The 15750-nt window shown below is 63.4% G+C and carries 14 protein-coding genes and 1 pseudogene; 11 read left to right on the forward strand and 4 right to left on the reverse strand.

Going from position 1 to position 15750, the window contains the following annotated elements; translation table 11 throughout:
- Nucleotides 1-7: 7 nt before the first annotated feature.
- On the reverse strand, nucleotides 8-1288 hold the full coding sequence (locus tag P0R31_RS31280; protein ID WP_275518399.1) for a Spy/CpxP family protein refolding chaperone: 1281 nt from the start codon (nucleotides 1286-1288) through the stop codon (nucleotides 8-10).
- A 102-nt stretch (nucleotides 1289-1390) separates the two neighbouring features.
- Nucleotides 1391-1576 (reverse strand): annotated as a pseudogene (locus P0R31_RS31285) (FAD-binding oxidoreductase); the annotation flags it as partial.
- Between the two features lie 107 nt (nucleotides 1577-1683).
- Between P0R31_RS31285 and P0R31_RS31290 the strand changes: the two are divergent.
- Genes P0R31_RS31290 through P0R31_RS31300 form a run of 3 tightly spaced genes read left to right on the forward strand, consistent with a single transcriptional unit; the run spans nucleotide 1684 to nucleotide 6703 of the window.
- Nucleotides 1684-3138, forward strand: coding sequence for a metallophosphoesterase (locus tag P0R31_RS31290; protein ID WP_275518401.1), 1455 nt, complete (start codon nucleotides 1684-1686; stop codon nucleotides 3136-3138).
- The gene (locus tag P0R31_RS31295) at nucleotides 3135-4289 is read left to right on the forward strand and encodes a hypothetical protein (RefSeq protein WP_275518403.1); all 1155 of its coding nucleotides are present in this window, start codon (nucleotides 3135-3137) and stop codon (nucleotides 4287-4289) included. Before P0R31_RS31290 ends, P0R31_RS31295 begins: the two co-directional genes overlap by 4 nt.
- A complete protein-coding gene (locus P0R31_RS31300; RefSeq protein ID WP_275518404.1) occupies nucleotides 4286-6703 on the forward strand; it encodes a patatin-like phospholipase family protein in 2418 nt (805 codons plus the stop codon). The genes P0R31_RS31295 and P0R31_RS31300 overlap by 4 nt, the downstream gene beginning before the upstream one ends.
- 43 nt (nucleotides 6704-6746) lie before the next feature.
- Here P0R31_RS31300 and P0R31_RS31305 read toward each other — a convergent pair whose 3' ends face one another.
- Nucleotides 6747-8171 (reverse strand): FAD-binding oxidoreductase, encoded by a 1425-nt coding sequence (locus P0R31_RS31305; protein ID WP_275518405.1) that lies wholly within the window; start codon nucleotides 8169-8171, stop codon nucleotides 6747-6749.
- A gap of 87 nt (nucleotides 8172-8258) precedes the next feature.
- Between P0R31_RS31305 and P0R31_RS31310 the strand changes: the two genes are divergently transcribed.
- Nucleotides 8259-8765 (forward strand): thioesterase family protein, encoded by a 507-nt coding sequence (locus tag P0R31_RS31310; protein WP_275518406.1) that lies wholly within the window; start codon nucleotides 8259-8261, stop codon nucleotides 8763-8765.
- 16 nt (nucleotides 8766-8781) lie between these two features.
- On the opposite strand, the gene P0R31_RS31315 is transcribed toward P0R31_RS31310, so the two are convergent.
- Nucleotides 8782-8955, reverse strand: coding sequence for a DUF1328 domain-containing protein (locus tag P0R31_RS31315; protein WP_157284741.1), 174 nt, complete (start codon nucleotides 8953-8955; stop codon nucleotides 8782-8784).
- Nucleotides 8956-9191: 236 nt separating this feature from the next.
- Here P0R31_RS31315 and P0R31_RS31320 point away from each other — a divergent pair, with 236 nt between their 5' ends.
- From P0R31_RS31320 to P0R31_RS31350, 7 genes are all read left to right on the forward strand, one after another.
- Nucleotides 9192-11765 (forward strand): ATP-dependent helicase, encoded by a 2574-nt coding sequence (locus P0R31_RS31320; protein ID WP_275518407.1) that lies wholly within the window; start codon nucleotides 9192-9194, stop codon nucleotides 11763-11765.
- 8 nt (nucleotides 11766-11773) lie between these two features.
- Complete coding sequence (locus tag P0R31_RS31325; protein WP_275518408.1) at nucleotides 11774-12061, forward strand: type II toxin-antitoxin system HicB family antitoxin; 288 nt, start codon at nucleotides 11774-11776, stop codon at nucleotides 12059-12061.
- Nucleotides 12062-12149: 88 nt separating this feature from the next.
- A complete protein-coding gene (locus P0R31_RS31330; RefSeq protein WP_275518409.1) occupies nucleotides 12150-12566 on the forward strand; it encodes a hypothetical protein in 417 nt (138 codons plus the stop codon).
- Entirely contained in the window at nucleotides 12566-13231 is a 666-nt protein-coding gene (locus tag P0R31_RS31335; protein ID WP_275518410.1) for an OmpA family protein, read from the forward strand. The genes P0R31_RS31330 and P0R31_RS31335 overlap by 1 nt, the downstream gene beginning before the upstream one ends.
- Before the next feature lie 171 nt (nucleotides 13232-13402).
- Entirely contained in the window at nucleotides 13403-13921 is a 519-nt protein-coding gene (locus P0R31_RS31340) for a DUF962 domain-containing protein (protein ID WP_343299348.1), read from the forward strand.
- A gap of 27 nt (nucleotides 13922-13948) precedes the next feature.
- A complete protein-coding gene (locus tag P0R31_RS31345) occupies nucleotides 13949-14980 on the forward strand; it encodes an NAD-dependent epimerase/dehydratase family protein (protein ID WP_275518414.1) in 1032 nt (343 codons plus the stop codon).
- A gap of 26 nt (nucleotides 14981-15006) precedes the next feature.
- The gene (locus P0R31_RS31350; protein WP_275518415.1) at nucleotides 15007-15633 is read left to right on the forward strand and encodes a methyltransferase family protein; all 627 of its coding nucleotides are present in this window, start codon (nucleotides 15007-15009) and stop codon (nucleotides 15631-15633) included.
- Nucleotides 15634-15750: the final 117 nt, after the last annotated feature.

Consider the following 15750-nt stretch of genomic DNA (forward strand, 5'->3'; position numbering starts at 1 on the left):
GCGGCGTTCAGGACATGCGGCGCGGGCCGATCGCCTCGAACTGCGCCTTCTGCTCGTCGTTGAGCGTGGCGTAGAAATCATCGAGCGCCGCCCGAACCGACTTGATCCCGTCCAGCATGACATCGAGGCGCTTGCGGATCGCAGCCATGCGGGCCGGCGGTGTCATCACCTCATTGGGCTCGCAGGACGCCTTGAGCGATGTGCCGACCTTGGCGCTGGTGTCCTGGAGCACCTGGAGCGCCGCACGCTGGGTGTCGTTGGGACGAAGCCGTTCTTCGATCATGGCGCCGGGCCAATCGAACGCGGCGGATACAGCGCAAGTCTGCGCCGCATTGTTCGATGCGGTGGCACGACGCTGATCGTCGGCGAGCGCATTGAAGCGCGCCTTCTGCTCGTCGTTGAGCGAACCGTAGAACGTGTCGAGCGCAGGCTGAACCAGATCGACGGCCTTCTGCATCGCCTCGACCCGCTGCTGCATGGCGGCGAGCCGGCCGGGCGCCGTCGCTGCGGCCTGCGTCGGACAGGAGGTGCGGATCAGCGCCGCCGCGTCGATCGAAGCATTGCCGAGCGCATCGAGAGCGGCGCCTTGTGCAGCCGTCGGCTGCACCGCCGCCGCGATCTGATCGATCGGCAGGCCGACGATGGCGCGCCGTTCGCTGCCGCAGAGCTGATCGAGCGGCGCGCTGCGCGCCCGCCGCCGTCCCTGCGGCTGCTGCGGCAGATAAGCCGACAGCCGATCATAGCCATAGGGACCGAAAATGCCGGCATAGATGTCCGGATAGCCGTAGCCCCAGAAGGCGAGCCCGTCGCCCCAGATCGTGTAATCGTAGAGGTCGTTATAGGCGAACGGCCAGAACAGCGGCCCGACCCAACCGTAGCCGCCGCCGGGATGTTGCCACCATCCGCTGCTTGCACCGCTCCAGCCGGCGAGTGCCGCCGCTGCGGCGATCTGCGCACGAGCCGCCGGATTGCTGATCAGCCGGCCGTTGCGGAAGGCGCTGGCGTTCCAGGCGTTGCGGAAGTTCGCCGGCCGTATCGCGGCATTGCGGATCTGACCGAAGTTCGGGCCGCCACGTCGGGCACCGGTTGTGAACCGGATGGCGCGTTGATGCCCGCCATGCGCATGCCCGCCGCCGTGGCCGCGGAAATGGCCGCCGTGGTGACCGCCGCCGCGCCCGCCGCCATGGCCACCTCCATGGCCGCCGCCGTGTCCGCCCTTCGCGAACGCGGCCCCCGCAAGCATGCAGGCAAAGGCCATTGCGGCAATTCCCATGATCGGTCGCACCATCGCACCCTCCCGCGCAAAGCCCTGCCATTGAGCATCGGAAATTGGCGGGAATTGGAACCGGCGGGATTGCCGAAAGTTCCCGGTCAAAGATGCACCCGGCCCTTAGGCCTCCGGCACGATCTTGCCGGGGTTGAAGATGTTGAGCGGATCGAGCGCCTGCTTCAGCGCCCGCATCGCATCCAGCGCCTCGGGGCCGAGCTCGGCCTCGAGATATTTCTGCTTGCCCTGGCCGATGCCGTGCTCGCCGGTGCAGGTGCCGTCCATCGCCTGCGCGCGCTCAACCAGGCGCAACCGACGTCTAAAGGCACGTATCAGGTTCGCTCCATCTCAACGCCGGACGTCCGAACCATTGGTTGCCGCCGCACCGCGGTATGGACCTTTCTAACAATTTGTGATTGAATTTGGCTTTCATGAATGGCCGGCGATTTTTCAGCGCCGTGCGGGCAATTACTAAGATGCACCGTTGGCTCGCCATTATCAGCGATCTTCACATCAGCGATGGAATGCTCGACGACTTCGATGACGAGCTGGAGACACAGCTCATTGAATTCCTTGATTGGTTCGGAAATCTGCATGGGCCGGCTGAACTTGTTCTCAATGGCGACTTCCTCGATTTCGTGCAGGCATCTCCCTGGGAGGGTTCCGCGCTGGAAGACGAAGCAATTGACGGAACTCCGCTTTGTTTCACGCAAGCGCAATCGCTCGAAAAACTCGCGAACATCGAACGTGCTCATCCACGAACGCTCGATGCTCTGAAGCAGTTTCTGGCGAGCCAGAGCCACCGCCTGACGATCCTTCCGGGAAATCACGACCCTGATTTCTTCTGGCCAGCCGTTCGATCTCGCATTATTGGGAGATTGGGCCTGCACGCCGATTCCAATCGGATCCATTTTTGCCTCGATCGCGGTTATCGACCGGCGGGACTGGAATGGCTCCTGATCGAGCATGGCCATCGCTACGACAAAGTCAACTCATTCCGCGTCAACGGCCACGAGCGCTGGAGCATCGACGAGCCTCCGATTTTGGCAGCCAGGAATGGCGACCACCGGCTCGTCGAGTGCGTCGGAACGCGTTTTCTGATTCGATTTTTGAACGGCTTGGATGCGCGCTATCCCTACGTCGACAACGTGAAACCATTCTCGCGCTTCCTGCGCATCTTCGGGGCCTCAGCCTTGACGCCGGGCTGGGCACCGCTCGATGCCGCAATCGCCGTGACCAAAATGCTGGGATACGTCACGCACACTGCCTTCACGCGTTCGGACGATCTGCTTGGAATTGATCCTCCGGCAAACGTCGGCCCATCCAATCCCCTGGTGAGGTGGATTAGGTCCGCTACTGATCCAGAACGCAACGAGCTTGCCAGGAGACTACAAGACAGCGGATTCGCGCTCGATACTTCGCTCGACTTCCTCGCCGACGATCCGGCAGCGATCGCGCCCCTCTTGGACCATCTGGCCCGCGAACCGGCTCTCGTTGCCAACCTGGGCGAACACGACCAAGCCCTGCTCGGGACCGAACCCGGCACATTGAGCTTGAAGGAAGCCTACAGCATCAACGAGACCGAAGATCTTTACGACGGCGCCGCGAATGCCGCGATCGGCGGCATCAACACCGCGGTGATGGGACACACCCATGAACCGTTCCAACGTGCGCAGCATGGCTTGACCTATTTCAACACGGGCTCTTGGACGCGCTACTACCGTTTTGCGAAGGAGGAGCCGTCGCGCCCATGGCGCATTCTGCAACAGAGGTCGTACGAGACCTTTCCCTACTCGCTCCGCTATGTGCTGGTAAAGCCGGGAGAGATGACCGCGACTATGGAGCTGTGGCGCGAGAGGGCAAGAGAGTGAAGACCGTCTACGTCGAGATCAGCGATCACGTCGCCGGTCAGCTCCGCGTCGTTTGGAGCGAATGGACCCCGTACACCATCAGCCGGCAGGCGGTGGACGAATCCGCGGAAGAAATCCGCAGCGTCTTGCTCGAGCTGGTCAATCACTCTCTGAAATCGGAAATCGAGACAGCGGCGCCAATCTTGAAGAAGCTAGCCCGAAAGGGAAGACAGCTTTACGACGTTTTGTTCATCCAAGTCGGAGGTGAAGAAGACGCCGGTCGTGTCAAAGCTCACTATGCGAATCTGCGAGAACCGTTCCGCCTCGAATTCCGCGTGTCGGAGAATGTTCTGGTTCCCTGGGGCCTGATCTACCCGGCCGATCCCGAACTCCTTCCGGAGGACTGGCAGGGATTCGACCGACGTAAGCGGTGGGAGCTTTACGGCGACTTCTGGTGCTTCGCGCATGACGCAACCGTCCGCCACATCGGCATACGACCCGACCAGATCGGCAATGCCTCGTCACTGGGGGTCCTCCGTGTGGCTCATCAAACGGTGTTCGACAAGGCTCGAGAGCAGGTCACATCTGAGCACGAACGCAGCTTCTTCGATTGGATAGACCAGCGCTACGGCACGCCGATCAACACGGCCGCCTCGCTCGAGCAGGCATGGCGTGCGCACGCCTCGCAGATCGGCTTGCTTTACTTCTACTGCCACGCGAGCCCCAATAAGCTTGCCCTCGGGCCAGATGAGACAATCACGGCAACTCGGTTGCTGGTGCTGCTCGCCGGGACGAAGCGCGAGACCGAGGCTGGCTGTCTCATTTTCATCAACGGTTGCCGGACTGGAGCCGGAGATGCCAGGGGCACGTTCCTGTTGCCATCCAGCACGACTGGCCTTGTCGGCTTCATCGGAACGGAGACTGACGTCCCCGACGTGTTCGCGCTGCGCTTCAGCACATCGCTCCTTCATCTTCTGTTTCGTGATGGTGTAACGCTCGGCGAGGCCATGCACCGTCTCTATCGTGATCACTTCCCGCTCAGTCTGATCTATGCGATCTACGCTCATCCGAGCTTCCGGATGCTAAAAGACGACGTCCCCGCCGTGAGCGACGTCAACGACAATTACTCAACCGGCATCATCGGCTCCGGCCGCCTTGGAGACCGTAGATGACGCCTGAGTCACTGTCCCCTTACAAGGGCCTGTCATCCTACACGGAAGCTGACACTGCCCTCTTTGCAGGCCGCGATCGGGATATACGCCGCTGCGGTGCCAAATTGGCCGACCGCAGCACACGAATTCTGATTCTTCATGGGCTCACAGGTTGCGGTAAATCTTCATTCCTGCGTGCCGGTATCATCCCGTTCCTCGAACAAGACGATACCCGATTGGCGTTCGCACGGAGAGGCAAGAGCCGTGACGTGTTTATCAGTTGTACCGCGGATCCCCTGGCTAAGCTTGCGAACGCCATATTCGAATTCACATCGAACGAGATCAGCGTCGAAACGCCGGCAGGTTCGCGGACATTGAACCTACGCTCGGCGCTCCCTAATCCCGAAGAGAAGGACGCCGCTGCCTTCGTTCGCGCCGCGAGCCGCCAACCGCGCACGCTTCTGGAAGTGCTGGAACGGCTCAGCCTTATCGTTCCCGAAACGCTTGTCTTGATCGTCGATCAGGGTGAGGAGATCCTCACGCTGACCAATCCGGCGCTTGACTCACCACAAAGGAACTTGTTCTTCGAATTCCTGTCCGAATTCTCGCTGGCGCAATTTGCGATGAAGGTGCTCGTGTCGCTGCGCACGGAATATCTTGGTCGGTTTGTGTCACATCTGCCCCTTGGCCTAACGGGATCGGCTATCGGTGACTACTATCTCAGCGAATTGGACAAGACACAGATCAAAGAAGCGCTGATTCGCCCCTCGGAGCAGTATGGCTTTTCGATCGAAGATGGCGTCGTCGATGCAGCCATCGATCAACTGAGCCACGCGCCGCTCGGGCGACTCGGCGCACTGCAGATCGCTTTCAATGAACTCTACGAGCTCATGCGTTCGCGCGCTGCCAACATCATCACTCGCGCCGATCTGGCCGAACTCGGAGACGTCGAAGGATCAATCGAGCGTTTTGTCCAGAAAGCGCTCTATAAGCAAGGAACAGCCTCTGGCCTCTCGCCGGTAGCCGCGGAGCAAGAAGCGAGCCGATGGAAAGAGGTGCTTTGCGAGTTAATCCGCCGTCAGCCGGACGGCACCGTGACGACGGACATCAAGGCCGTCTCCGAACTCAGGGAGCGCCTCGCAAGCTCACTGCTGGACTTCGAACGCACAACGGCGAGCCTACTCGCCGCAGGCTTGCTGAAGCCGATCAATGTGGTCGACGGTTTCGGCAATCTCGTGCCCTGCTTTGGAATCGGCCACGACACCGTCGGCTTGGTGCTGTGGAACTGGAAGTCTCGGCGCGAGCAGACGAGATCGTCCTCTCCCGTTCTTTCCCAGCACGTGGAGTTCGAGGAAGCGCCGTCACTGCCAGGCAAAGACATAGCGGTGTGCCTCTCGGGAGGAGGCTACCGGGCAATGTTGTTCGGTGTCGGCGCCGTATGGCGGCTGAACGAACTTGGATATCTCACGCAGGTCGGGCGCTTCTCGGGTGTCGCCGGCGGCGCGGTCGTAGCGGGCTTTCTAGGTATGCGCTGGAAGGATCTTAGCTTTGACAGCCGGGGTGTCGCCAGCAACTTCGCCGACATGATTGTCAATCCGCTGCTTGAGTTTGCCGATTACAACATTGACGTTAGCGCGATCCTGCTCGGTCTGACAACGCCCTGGTCGAACGCGGCGGATCTCATGGCGGACAAGTTGCAGGTCCTGTTCGGAAATCAGACGCTTCAGGATCTTCCGGACGAGCCCATCGTGGTCTTGAGCGCGACAAATCTACAACGCGTCTCGCTCTTCCGCTTTTCCAAAGCCTATATGGGCGACATCAACACCGGCCTGATCCGCACCCCCAAAGTGAAGCTCGCTACTGCGGTGGCGGCATCCAATGCGCTTCCCCCCGTGCTTTCGCCTCTTATTCTAAAATTGGAGAATGCTAAATGGGAGCCATCAGAGACGAAGGACGCCCGCTTCCGCGAACGCGTCTATCTGGCGACGGGCAGTATCATCGACAACCTGGGGCTCGAAGCAGCCTGGCGGCGCCATCAAACCATCTTCATCTGCGATGGCGCGGTGGAGTCTGCCGACGACCCAGAGCCGGACACGGACTGGGCCAGACAGTCCATCCGCACGGTCGAAGTGATCGATCATCAATTGCGTAGCCTACGACGACGGCAGGTCATCGATGCATTCCTGTCGCAAACAAGGAACGGCGCCTATTGGTCCATTCGCAACATCGCTGAGTACGGCGAAGGCTTCGACGCTAAGCGCGCCGCCCACCTCGCCGCATTGCCCACGCGCTTCGCGAAGGTAGATGCGGTAGACAAGTTCGACCTGATCAATCTCGGTTATTTGATCTGCGATAGCGCGCTCGCCGATCAATTCGAAAGAAAGCCCCGCACCCAGGCATTGCGGCTGCCTTATCCAAGGCCGACGGCGGCCTGATCGTTAGAAACGTAGGCATCTTGGGCGCGGCAATCGATACCTACTAGTAGGCCGGCACGATCTTGCCGGGGTTGAAGATGTTGAGCGGATCGAGCGCCTGCTTCAGGGCCCGCATCGCATCGAGCGCCTCGGGGCCGAGCTCGGCCTTCAGATATTTCTGCTTGCCCTGGCCGATGCCGTGCTCGCCGGTGCAGGTGCCGTCCATCGCCTGCGCACGTTCGACCAGGCGATGCATGAACTCCTCGCCCCGCGCCATCTCCTCGGCATCATTGGTGTCGCAGACCAGCGAGCAGTGGAAATTGCCGTCACCGACATGGCCGACGATCGGCGACAGCAAATTGAGCCGTTTGAGATCCTCCTCGGTCTCGCTGACGCAGTCGGCGAGCCGCGAGATCGGCACGCAGACGTCGGTCGCGACCACGCCGATGCTGTCGCCGGGCCGCAGCGCCTTCACCGACCAATAGGCATCGTGCCGCGCCTGCCACAGCCTGGTGCGGTCCTCCGGCTTGGTGGTCCAGGAAAAATCCCCGCCGCCGCATTCCCTCGCGATCTCGCCGAAGGCCTTGGATTGCTCGGCGACCTCGATCTCGCTGCCGTGGAATTCCATCAGCAGCAGCGGCGTCTCCGGTAGCGTCAGCTTCGAATAGGCGTTGCAGGCCTTGACCTGCGCGGCATTGAGCAGCTCGATGCGCGCAACGGGAATGCCGGTCTGGATCGCCAGGATCACGGCCTGGCAGGCGCCGTGCACGGTCTCGAACGACACCGCACCGGCCGCGATCGTCTCGGGGATGCCGCGCAGGCGGATGGTCAATTCGGAGATGATGCCGAGCGTGCCCTCGGCGCCGACGAACAGATGCGTGAGGTCGTAGCCGGCCGAGGATTTCTTTGCGCGCGTGCCCGTCGTGATGATCTCGCCGTCGCCGCGCACCACCTTCAGCGCCAGCACGCTGTCGCGCATGGTGCCGTAGCGCACCGCATTGGTGCCGGAGGCGCGGGTCGAGGCCATGCCGCCGAGCGAGGCATCCGCGCCGGGATCGATCGGGAAGAACAGGCCCTGGTCGCGCAGATGCTCGTTGAGCGCCTTGCGGGTGACGCCGGGCTCGATCACGCAGTCGAGGTCCTCGGCATGCACCGCGAGCACCTTGTTCATGTCGCGCAGGTCGATCGAGATGCCGCCGGCGGGCGCGTTGACCTGCCCTTCCAGCGAGGTGCCGGTGCCGAAGGGAATGACGGGCACGCGATGTCTCGCGCAGATCCGCACCGCGTCCTGGATGTCGGCGGTCTCCTGCGCCATCACCACGCCGTCGGGCGGCTGGTTGGGAATCCAGGTGGTGGTATGGCCGTGCTGCTCGCGCACGGCCTGCGAGGTGATCAGGCGGTTGCCGAAGCGCGCGGCAAGCTGCTCCAGCGCGCTCCCGAGGGCTTTCGGCTCCGGCCGCGGCGGATTATTGGTGATGGTCGTACCCACGGAATTCCTCCCGACGAGAAGAGACCGTGGCAAAGGACATTAAGCCGGTCAAGTCAAGCGACCGGACGCATAGCTTGGGAAGGAAACATGCCGGAGACTGCCGCCACAGCGCCCGATGCGGGGCCGTTCCGCTCCTCGATCATGCAGGTCGAGCCGCAATGGATCGACTATAACGGCCATCTCAACATGGCCTATTACAACGTGATGTTCGACCGCGCGATCGACGAGTTCTGGCTCGAGCTCGGGATTGGCCCGGTCTACAAGACAGAGCGCCACGGCTCGACCTTCACCGCCGAATGCCACGTGCGCTATTTGCGAGAGATCCATCTCGGCGATCCCGTGCAAATCCTGGTGTGGCTGCTGAACGCCGACGACAAGCGGCTGCACACATTCGAGGAGATGCGGCACGGCACCGAGGGCTGGCTGTCGGCGACGTCCGAGAACATGTCGCTGCACATGGACATGAAGGCGCGCCGCGTCGCGCCTTTTCCGACCGACATCCAGCAACGCATTGCCGGGGTCGCCAAGTCCCACAGCGCCTTGACGCGGCCCGAGGGCATCGGCCGCAGCGTGACGATGCCCTCGAAGCGTTAGTGCATGATCCGGCGCACTATATCCTGTTGCGGCCGCGCACGAGGCCGAAGACGGCCGAGACCAGGAACAGAACAACCGCGATGAAGAAGATGATCTTGGCGATCTCGATCGAAGCGCCGGCGACGCCGCCGAAGCCCAGGATGCCGGCGATCAATGCGATAACCAGAAACGTCACAACCCAGCCTAGCATGGTCAAACCCTCGTCTTGATGTTGTCTGCGATCGACGCGGCTGGCCGCGCCACCTGTCCTGACAATCTCGACGCGGGAACGATAGTTCCGGTCCCGACCGGAGCGAAATTCGCAGGCTCAGCTGGAACAAATCGGCCTGCCGCGCACGTGGAAAACCCGGTCCGGCGCCCCATATAGGCACCAATCCCTGTTAAGAAGGCTCCCTTCCACCACCCCGCGGTGCCATCGTGGGGCCGATGATTCGCATGACCGAGCCGAGCAAGATCACAGCCGTACCCGACCACCAGCCCGCAGCCGGCGGCATCGCCGCGCGTGCGCGCGCCTCAGTGGGCCCGAAATATCTCGCCGGGCTCAATCCGGAGCAGCGCGAGGCGGTGGAAACGCTGGATGGCCCGGTCCTGGTGCTGGCCGGCGCCGGCACCGGCAAGACCCGCGTCCTGACCACGCGCATCGCCCACATTCTGAGCCAGGGCCGCGCCCGCCCAGCCGAGATCCTGTCGGTGACCTTCACCAACAAGGCCGCGCGCGAGATGAAGCACCGGCTCGGCCAGATGCTCGGCCACGCCGTCGAAGGCATGCCATGGCTCGGCACCTTCCACTCCATCGGCGGCCGCATCCTGCGCATCCATGCCGAGCTGGCGCAGCTCAAGTCGAACTTCACCGTGCTCGACGTCGACGACCAGGTCCGGCTGCTCAAGCAGCTGCTGCAGGCCGAGAACATCGACGAGAAGCGCTGGCCGGCGCGGATGCTGGCCGGCCTGATCGACGGCTGGAAGAACCGCGGCCTGATGCCTTCACAGGTACCGTCGGGCGAGGCCGCGATGTTCGCCAACGGCAAGGGCGGCAAGCTCTATGCGAGCTATCAGGAGCGGCTGAAGATCCTGAACGCAGCCGATTTCGGCGATCTCCTGCTGGAGAACATCCGCATCTTCCGCGAGCACCCGGATATTCTCAGGCAGTACCAGCAGCGCTTCAAGTTCATCCTGGTCGACGAGTACCAGGATACGAACGTCGCGCAATATCTGTGGCTGCGGCTCTTGTCGCAGGCGCCTTCTTCCAGCTCGTCATTGCCGGGCTCGACCCGGCAATCCATCGCTTCTTCAGAAGAGGGATCACCGGGTCTCGACGCTTCGCGTCGGCCCGTTGATGACGAGAATGATCATGTTGCGCTGCCCGCTGCGAACGAAAGGCCCCCCACCAAAAACATCTGCTGCGTCGGTGACGACGACCAGTCGATCTATGGCTGGCGCGGCGCCGAGGTCGACAACATCCTGCGCTTCGAGCACGATTTCCCGGGCGCCAAGGTCATTCGCCTGGAGCGCAACTATCGCTCGACGGGTCACATCCTCGCCGCCGCCTCGCACCTGATCGCGCACAATGAAGGCCGGCTCGGCAAGACGCTGCGCACCGAGGACCAGGACGGCGAGAAGGTCACCGTCACGGGCTCCTGGGATTCGGAAGAGGAAGCCCGCGGCATCGGCGAGGAGATCGAGCAGCTGCAGCGCCAGGGCGAGAAGCTCAACGAGATCGCCATTCTCGTGCGCGCCTCCTACCAGATGCGCGAGTTCGAAGACCGCTTCGTCACGCTGGGCCTGCCCTATCGCGTCATCGGCGGTCCGCGCTTCTACGAGCGCGCCGAGATCCGCGACGCGCTGGCCTATTTGCGCGTCATCAATTCGCCGGCCGACGATCTCGCCTTCGAGCGTATCGTCAATACGCCGAAGCGCGGGCTCGGCGACGCCACCGTGCAGAAGCTGCACGACCACGCCCGCAAGCGCCGCATTCCCCTGTTCGAGGCGGCGCGCGCCGTGGTCGAGACCGACGAGCTGAAGCCGAAGGCGCGCGGCTCGCTTCGCGATCTCGTCGCGCAGTTCGACCGCTGGCGTGCCCAGCGCGAGGTCACCGCGCACACCGATCTCGCCCAGATCGTGCTCGACGAGAGCGGCTATACCGAGATGTGGCAGAAGGATCGCTCGGCGGATGCCGCGGGTCGGCTGGAGAACCTGAAAGAGCTGGTGCGCTCGATGGAGGAGTTCGAGAACCTGCAAGGGTTCCTGGAGCACATCTCGCTGGTGATGGACCGCGAGGGTGGCGCCGAGGACGACGCGGTGTCGCTGATGACGCTGCATTCGGCCAAGGGGCTCGAATTCGACAACGTGTTCCTGCCGGGCTGGGAGGAAGGCCTGTTCCCGAGCCAGCGCACCTTGGACGAACAGGGCCGCGCCGGCCTGGAAGAAGAGCGCCGGCTCGGCCATGTCGGCCTGACCCGCGCCCGCCGCCGTGCAAAGATCTATTTCGCGACCAATCGCCGGATCCATGGCACCTGGTCGACCACGATCCCGTCGCGCTTCCTCGACGAATTGCCGGCGGCCAATGTCGAGATCACCGAATCCAAGGGCGGCTCCGGATGGGGCGGCAGCGGCGGCTACGGCGCCTCGCGCTTCGACGACATGGAGGCGTTCGGCTCCAGCTATTCGACCCCGGGCTGGCAGCGCGCGCAGGCGAACCGGAATCGCGGCGGCGGCCGAAGCGGCGGCTTCGAGGAAGAGGCCGCAGCGTTCTCGTCCGCCTCGTCATCCGGCCCCGATTTCGGCAGCTTCGCCTCGCGCCGGCGCGGGCCCTTGACGATTGAAGGCGAGCTGGTCGCCAAATCGACCGGCACGACGTCCGAATTCTCGCTGGAAGACCGCGTCTTCCACCAGAAATTCGGCTATGGCCGCGTCACCAAGATCGACGGCAACAAGCTCACCATCGCCTTCGACAAGGCCGGCGAGAAGAAGGTCGTGGACAGTTTTGTGCAGCGGGCGTGAGGCCCGATATGCCTCAGTACGTCGCGATCATCGAGAACACCGACCCGGACGAGGCCGTCGGCGTGTGGTTTCCGGACCTGCCCGGCTGCATCTCCGGCGGCGACGATGTCGACGAAGCCCTTGAGAATGCGCCCGAGGCGCTGGCGCTCTATGCGCAGGAGCTGATCGAGGACGGCCGCCAGCTGCCCCCGCCGCGGACGCTGGACCAGCTCAAGGCCGATCCGGAGTTTGCCGAGGACCTCAGGAACCATACCATCGCCCTGGTCGACTGGCCGCCCCTCGCTGAGGCCGAGTGAGGACTGTTCGCCGCACTGCGCAACTCTCGACGGTTCTCCGCCGAACGCCCCTTGACCACCGCGAACTTCCCCGTATCAGATAAACCCCATGGTCCGGGGCTCCATCACATTGATCGTGCTGGCATTGGGGATGCCGTCGCTTGCGGCGGCGGAGACCATGAGCTTTGGCGATTCGATCGGCAAGCTGGCGGCGAGCTGCGGCGCTGAGATCGTCGCCAATTGCCGCGGCGTCAACCCGGATTCCAACCGGCTGAAAGAGTGCCTGTCGCGCAACCGCGACGTGCTCTCGCCGCAATGCGCGAGCGACTATTTCGGCGTCTTCGACGCCATCCAGAAGCGCGTCGCCGCGCGCGTGACCGTGGCGAATGCCTGCCAGCGCGAAATCGTCAAGGTCTGCGGCGGCTCGACCAAGGAGACCAGCAAGTCGGTCCCCTGCCTGGTCTCGACGCCCAAGGGCATCAGCAACAACTGCCTGAGGGCCATAGACGACGCGGGGTACCGCTGATGCGCGCGACCGGACTCGCCACCTTGGGACTGGGCTTCGCGCTGGGCCTCGCTTTGCTCGCGGGCCCCGCCGCCGCGCAGACGGCGGCGCCGACCCGCGACGACATCGTCGCGAAGCTGAACCATTTCGAAGAGGCCGCCGAGCTCGATCTGCCCGCGCTGAAGCAGCAGGTGATGGAGCGCGCCAAGACCAGGATCAAGAACGATCCGGGGCCGGTGAACCGGCCGCTGATCGCGCCGGAGCTCGCCAAGCTGCCCGCCTTCAACGCGCAGATCCAGTTCGACGCCGACACGCCGATCATCCAGCCGACATCCTACCAGACCGTCGGCCGCATTGCGGACGCGCTGGTTCATGCCTCGCTGCTGCCCTACACCTTCCTGATCGTCGGCCACGTCGAATCCAATTCGAAGACGCGCGAGGCCAATGCGATCCTGAGCCAGCGGCGGGCCGATGCGATCCGTGACGTCCTGGTGAACACCTTCAAGATCTCGACCAAGCGGCTGCATCCGATCGGCCTCGGCGAGGAGCAGTTTCTCGATCGGGCCAAGCCGACCTCCGCCGTCAACGGCCAGTTGCAGATCCTGACTTATGCCAAGCTGCCGGAGGAGCCGCGTCCGACCGCAGCCCCTGCGCCTGCGGCGAAAAAGCCCGCCAAGAAGCGCTGAGCGAAGGCGGCTCCGCGGCTGACGGAACCCCTTGAAGTGCGGACTATTTTGCAGCCTGTCCCGGGCGCGCGCAGACGGTTTCACGCGACAAAAGTGCCGGTTTGTGCACCGCTCGGTCCAGTGCTATAGCCTCTGTTCGCCCTTCCCGACCCCGTGCTGCATGAGACCGAAATGGGTGGCTTTTTCCAGCGCCAACTTGCCGTTTATGTCGAGTACCATCGCGATCCCCGCAACACGGCGATGCATGTGGTCGGCATCCTGCTGCTGTTCACCGGCGCCGTGCTGCCGCTGACGCTGGTCAAGCTTCCGCTGTTCGGTTTCAACGTCAGCCTGGCGCTGATCCTGGCCCTGCCGGTCTTGATTTATTGGCTGCTGCTCGACGCGGCGCTCGGGCTCGGCATTCTGGCCGTCTCCGTCGTGTTGTTTTCGGTTGCGACGACCATCGCGGCGCAAGTCAGCACCGCGACGATGTGGGCGATTTTCGCCACGCTGGTGGTGCTCGGCCTCGCCGCACAGGCCATCGGCCACAAGGTTTTTGAGGGGCGCGAGGCCTCGTTGTTCACGTTCCCCTCGCATCTTTTGCTTGGACCGATGTTCGTCATGGCAAAATTATTCATTGCACTGGGTTTCCGTCGCGACCTTGCCGCGATTCTGGCGCCTCTTCCGGCCAATTCCCTTTCAACCCGATAACGCTCGAAGCGAACAGCAACCTTCTGCATGGCTCTCGTCCTGGTTACCGGTGGCAGTGGCTTCATCGGACATCACCTCGTAGAAGCGCTCCGCGCCCGTGGGCAGCGGGTCCGCGTTCTCGATGTCCGTGTGCCGAGCGCGGCGAACGCGGATGTCGAGCACGTCCACGGCTCGGTGCTGGACTGTGCCGCGGTCGATGCGGCGATCGCCGGTTGCGATCAGGTCTATCACCTCGCCGGCCTGCCCGGCATGTGGGTCGCCAACAAGCAGGACTTTCACGAGGTCAATTGCCGCGGCACCGAAATCGTGCTGGCGGCGGCGATGAAGAGCGGCGTCTCGCGCTTCCTGCACTGCTCGACCGAATCGATCCTGTTCCCCTATTCCGACCTCAACGGCGTTCCCGCCGAAGAGGCGCTGCAGCCGGCCGAGGCGATGCCCGGCGCCTACACCCGGTCGAAATCGCTCGCCGAGCATCATGCCGCCAAAGCGGCAGAGGCGGGCTTTCCGCTGGTGATCGGCACGCCGACCATGCCCATAGGCGCCGCCGACCACAATCTCACCCCGCCGACTGCGATGCTCTGGTACTTCCTGCAGAAGAAGGTGCAGCCGCATCTCAACTTTCCGGTCAACCTGGTCGACGTCCGCGACGTCGCCATGGGCCTGGTCCTGACGATGGAACGCGGCCGCCTCGGGCAGCGCTACATCCTCGGCGGCGACTGCGTCCCGCTCGGCGACATCCTGCGCATGATGTCGGCGATGAGCGGACGCCGGCAATTTCCCGTCGTCGTACCCGGCAAGATCTCCGAGCTCTCCGCGATCATGCTCGAATACATCGCCGACCACATCACGCGCCGGCCGCCCAACGGCACCGCCGAGGGCGTGCGGATCGCGCTCGCCGCGAGCGATCTCTCGATCGGCAAAGCCCGTACCGAGCTCGGCTATTCGCCGCGTCCGATCGAGCCGGTCTTGCGCGAAACCATCACCCACCTGCTCGCCCGTAACGGCCAGCAGCCCTCCGGCGCCCTCAAGCATCACGCGCTGTCCTCGCGCGCGAGCTGACGCCGCTTCAAACGCAAAGAACCTTCATGTCTTTCGATTTCAGCAAGCTTCTCTCTGTCGCCTGGGGTGGCTGGACCACGACCTGGCCGACGCAACTGCTCGCCCTGATCTGGCTCGCTTTTCTGGTCAGCTGGGTCGGCGCCTCGTTCTGGCAGGGGCGAACCAAGAAGCAGGTCATGACGCTGGAGTCGCAGCGCTATCGCCTGCCGATCCTGGTCGGTGGCATCTTGTACACGCCGTTCATTGCGGAAGCCATGGGGTGGAAGCCGCTTTGGGTGCTCGGCAATACCGGCATCATCATCGCTGCGGTCCTCTCAGTCGCCGGCATCGCTTTCGCATGGTGGGGGCGGCTGCATCTCGGAAAATTCTGGTCCAACACCATCACCCACAAGGAAGACCACCGCGTCATCGACACCGGCCCTTACGGTATCGTCCGTCACCCGATCTACACCGGCCTAATCTTCGGCATGCTGGTGACCGGGGTCGCGATCGGCTTGGTGACGACAATCCTCGGCGCGATCCTGATCTCGCTCGGCATGTGGCAGAAGGGCCGGATGGAGGAGGTGTTCCTGTCCAAGGAGCTCGGCGAACACGCTTATGGCGCCTATTGCCGCCGCGTTCCGATGATCATTCCGTTCACGTCGCCGCGGTGACCGCGTAGCAACTCGCCTCACTCTCGTGTTCCGGACGCGCGGCGCTGCGTCCGGGGCACGAGCGCACGATCCGGCTCGCCAAGGAACCACACCTCCGCTGGTCCGTTAGCCCTCGAC

This window comes from Bradyrhizobium yuanmingense (genome assembly GCF_029167105.1).
GTDB classification, from domain to species: Bacteria; Pseudomonadota; Alphaproteobacteria; order Rhizobiales; family Xanthobacteraceae; genus Bradyrhizobium; species Bradyrhizobium yuanmingense_A.